Source organism: Alkalibacterium sp., assembly GCF_046484155.1.
In the GTDB taxonomy this organism is placed as follows: Bacteria; Bacillota; Bacilli; order Lactobacillales; family Carnobacteriaceae_A; genus Alkalibacterium.
The window spans coordinates 1-3,407 of the sequence record NZ_JAWOBT010000115.1 but is presented as its reverse complement, the minus strand read 5'-3'; the positions used below and the strand labels follow the sequence as shown (position 1 = coordinate 3,407).

The 3,407-nt window shown below is 39.9% G+C and carries 4 protein-coding genes and 1 pseudogene; 1 reads left to right on the top strand and 4 read right to left on the bottom strand.

From position 1 onward, the window contains the following. The 3 genes and pseudogenes from R6U02_RS08435 to racE form a co-directional block, all read right to left on the bottom strand. Positions 1 to 345: YfcE family phosphodiesterase (locus R6U02_RS08435; protein WP_410263172.1), on the bottom strand; the 345-nt coding region annotated here is incomplete at its 3' end. Between the two features lie 15 nt (positions 346 to 360). Beyond that, positions 361 to 969, bottom strand: a pseudogene (locus R6U02_RS08430) (XTP/dITP diphosphatase); the annotation flags it as partial. Next, complete coding sequence (gene racE / locus R6U02_RS08425) at positions 965 to 1,786, bottom strand: glutamate racemase (protein WP_410263171.1); 822 nt, start codon at positions 1,784 to 1,786, stop codon at positions 965 to 967. The pseudogene R6U02_RS08430 and the gene racE, both read right to left, overlap by 5 nt. 214 nt (positions 1,787 to 2,000) lie before the next feature. On the opposite strand from racE, the gene R6U02_RS08420 reads away from it, so the two are divergent. Further along, positions 2,001 to 2,432, top strand: a complete 432-nt coding sequence (locus tag R6U02_RS08420; protein WP_410263170.1) for a DUF2507 domain-containing protein — start codon at positions 2,001 to 2,003, stop codon at positions 2,430 to 2,432. Positions 2,433 to 2,492: 60 nt separating this feature from the next. Here R6U02_RS08420 and R6U02_RS08415 read toward each other — a convergent pair whose 3' ends face one another. After that, positions 2,493 to 3,275 carry a hypothetical protein gene (locus R6U02_RS08415; protein ID WP_410263169.1) on the bottom strand — a complete coding sequence of 261 codons (783 nt, stop codon included), beginning with the start codon at positions 3,273 to 3,275 and terminating at the stop codon, positions 2,493 to 2,495. Between the last annotated feature and the right edge of the window lie 132 nt (positions 3,276 to 3,407).

The window sequence follows — 3,407 nt, the reverse complement described above, 5'->3', positions numbered from 1 at the left end:
TTTTTCTACTTTAGGAATATGCGTATGTCCGTAAAAGACGACTTTGACGTCATGCGATTTTGCTAACTCTGCTAGCTGATCATAGTTTCGTTTGACTTCATGTTTATGACCATGCACAAGAAGATAACGAAACTCTCCAAACCGTTCAATACGACTCACTTTATATTTGTCCGTGATGTCCATGTTTCCGAGCACTGTCTTATAATGGTGCCATAAGGGGTGATCCTCCATCAACTCCGAGTCCCCACAGTGAATCCACTCATCAGTGTCTGCTTGATGGATAGAATAAATTTCTTCCATATAATACGTATTTCCATGATTGTCACTAACCACTACTAATTTCATAGTCTTTCTTCCTTTCTATTGATTGGTTAACCAATCATCCAAATGATGCTCTAATTTTTTCAAAGCATCCGCTCGGTGACTGATTTCATTTTTTTCGCTTTGGCTGCATTCCGCTAATGTCTTTCCTTTACTGGGCAAATAAAATAATGGATCATACCCAAAACCGTGATCTCCACGAGGTATTTCTGCTATTTCTCCATCCAATCTGCCATCGATCACTAATGATTTTTTATCAGGGTGTGCAAGTGCAAGTGAACAATGAAAATGTGCTTGTCTCTCATCATCCTTGTAGTCAGCTAATTCATTCAACAGTTTAGCATTGTTTTTTGCGTCATTTTTTTCTTCTCCAGCGTATCTTGCTGAATAGACCCCTGGTTGGCCATGTAGGGCATCCACAACTAAGCCTGAGTCGTCAGCAAGTACTAGCGTATTCAGCTCTTTAGCAATCGTTTCTGCCTTCAGCAGGGCGTTATCTTGGAAGGTCCTGCCTGTCTCTTCAACATCTTCGATATCTGGGTAATCAAGGAGTGTTGTAATGGCGTAGCCCTTGTTATTAAATAGCGCTTCAAACTCTTTTGCTTTACCTTTGTTTCTGGTCGCAATAAGAATGGTTTTATTTTCAGTCATTGGTTGATTCCAACCTTTCTAGTGAAACAGTCTGTATATTCAATTGGTCCGTCTGCAACCAGTCTTGCGCAACCGTGCGAAATGTTTTCTCCGGTCCGGTCGTAAAGATATCAATCGTTTTCGTGTTATATGCTTCAGCTTCAAGTTTGAATTCTTTCAGGACCTTCTCTACTTCATAAGACGTCAATGAACCTGAATCGATCAATGCAACCTCTTTACCCAGTTTTTCTTGTATGAAAGGCATGAGTAATGGAAAATGGGTGCATCCCAGGATCACAGTATCCATGTTTTCAGTTTTAAAAGACTCTAAACTTTTGTCTACTATCTTTTTAGCTTCTACCGATTCATAAGCATTCTTTTCAACAATATCCACAAATTCCGGACATGCTATACTCTTTACATGGATCGATCCATCTTGAGCCAAAATTGATTTCTCATAAAACCCAGAGTCAACTGTGCTCACAGTAGCTAAAACGCCCACTTCTTTTGAATTCGTGAGACGTATAGCTGCCTCGCTCCCCGGTTCGACAACACCTATGACGGGGATATCAACTTTATTTCTCACTATTTCTAACGTGTGGGCGGTAGCCGTATTACAGGCGATAACTATCATCTTTACGTGCTGATCCAGCAAAAACTGAACCAATTCAAGCGTATAGTTTATAATTTCTTCTTTTGAACGATCCCCGTATGGGCAGCGTTCTGAATCTCCTATATATATAATCGACTCGTTTGGCAGACGGTCTGTCACTGCTTTTACTACCGTTAATCCGCCAACGCCAGAGTCCAGTAATCCAATCGGACTATTCGTCATATCAAAACAACCTTTTCTAAGTCACTTACGTGTATTTGTAATTTAAACAGCATAACTCAAGCGCAAATCGACATGTTACTATAGAAACCTTATGAAAAAAAAGGTAAAATGAGTAAGTATGACTTTTGTCTCCTCTTCTATTATAAAGAAAGTTCAGTAAAAGTGAAAGGTGAAATGAATTTACATCAGAGACGAAAAAGTGAGAGGTGAAACAATGCATTCCAATAATCAGGCCCCTGACCCGTTAAAGAGTATCAGTTTCTTAAGAGATCACTTGCTTCCTAACCTACTTAAGGATGATGAAAAAGATATCTTATATTGGGCAGGCAAAGAACTCGCCCGGTCCAGCACCTTTGATTCTTTCGAAGAACTTACCGAACAAATGACTACGATTTTTCTAGGTGCTCTTGAACAAACGAAGTCAACGAAACACACATTTCTTTATGATTGGACCGGCCCGTTAGTTAGTCACCGTCTAACAACTCAAGCGGCTCCTTCTTTTTCGCTGGAAGCCGGTTTTTTAGCTGAAGGATATCAGCAAGTAACTGGGATTTATACTGAAGCAACCTATGAAATTGATTTTAAACAGTCCCGTGTCACTATTTTATTACAATCCGATCATCACGTTTCGTTAAATGAAAACTAATACAAACCCATGATAACGCCTGACCTTTAGCGGTTTCGGCAGCTTATCATGGGTTTTGTGTTATCCTTCATGGTTTTTCAGCATATCTTGAACGCTGTGTTGCGCACTTTTGGAAATCAATTCCACATTATTATTGCTATACTGTATGCCCGACGCGAGCTGTCCATATACATATAATCCATCGACCCTCTCACCCTTTTGACTGATGGCAGTCATAGAAGGAAAGTCGATCAGGACACCTCCATATCGATAAGGAGTCAATACACCTGATTTTATCAAGTCTATTATCAAAGGTTGCTGCAAATAAAGATGTTTAGTTAAATCCATCTCTTGCCCTGTCGCATTGATAATAACTTCGTAATATCTAGTTTTTTGCCCGTTGATTTGAACCTCAAACCCCTCTTTTTCCTTCTTAATAGATTTTATCCCACTGAGCAGTTCCACATCGCCTTCAGAAATAGATTTTAATAACAAATAAGCTGTTCGTTGTGGTATGGGAGCTTTGAAATTTGACCATTTCAATCCAAATTCATTTAAAAACCGGCCTTTTTCACTATCCGCCAAGGCATTCCACAATAGCGAATAACAGTCTCTCATCTGATAAATAAGCACCTGAAACTTACCTAATTCTTCTAAATGATTCAGGTCTTGCTGCAAACCTGCAAGTGTTCCCTCGCCCAATGTATTCCAGATCCAAGTCAGATCAATGTCGCGATCTATTGTCTCTTTTTCAAACCATTCCTTTATTTGATCGAGTGTCAGCTGCCGATTTTCTTCTACCAGCTGACGAACACGTTCTTGACAGACATAATCCATTTCGATTTGTGGCCCATTTCCCCTCACAGATGAGAAGCGTCCGTCTAATGATAAAAAAGATAATTCGGCTTCCGGGTAGTACTTTCTGATATGTGAACTACATCGGTACTGAAGTACCGAGCTTCTGGGAACGCCCTTAACTTACCTGTTTTGCACGAA

Coding starts and splice junctions, on each gene's coding strand:
- racE (WP_410263171.1), bottom strand. CDS start 1,786: ATGACGAATAGTCCGATTGGATTACTGGACTCTGGCGTTGGCGGATTA.
- R6U02_RS08420 (WP_410263170.1), top strand. CDS start 2,001: ATGCATTCCAATAATCAGGCCCCTGACCCGTTAAAGAGTATCAGTTTC.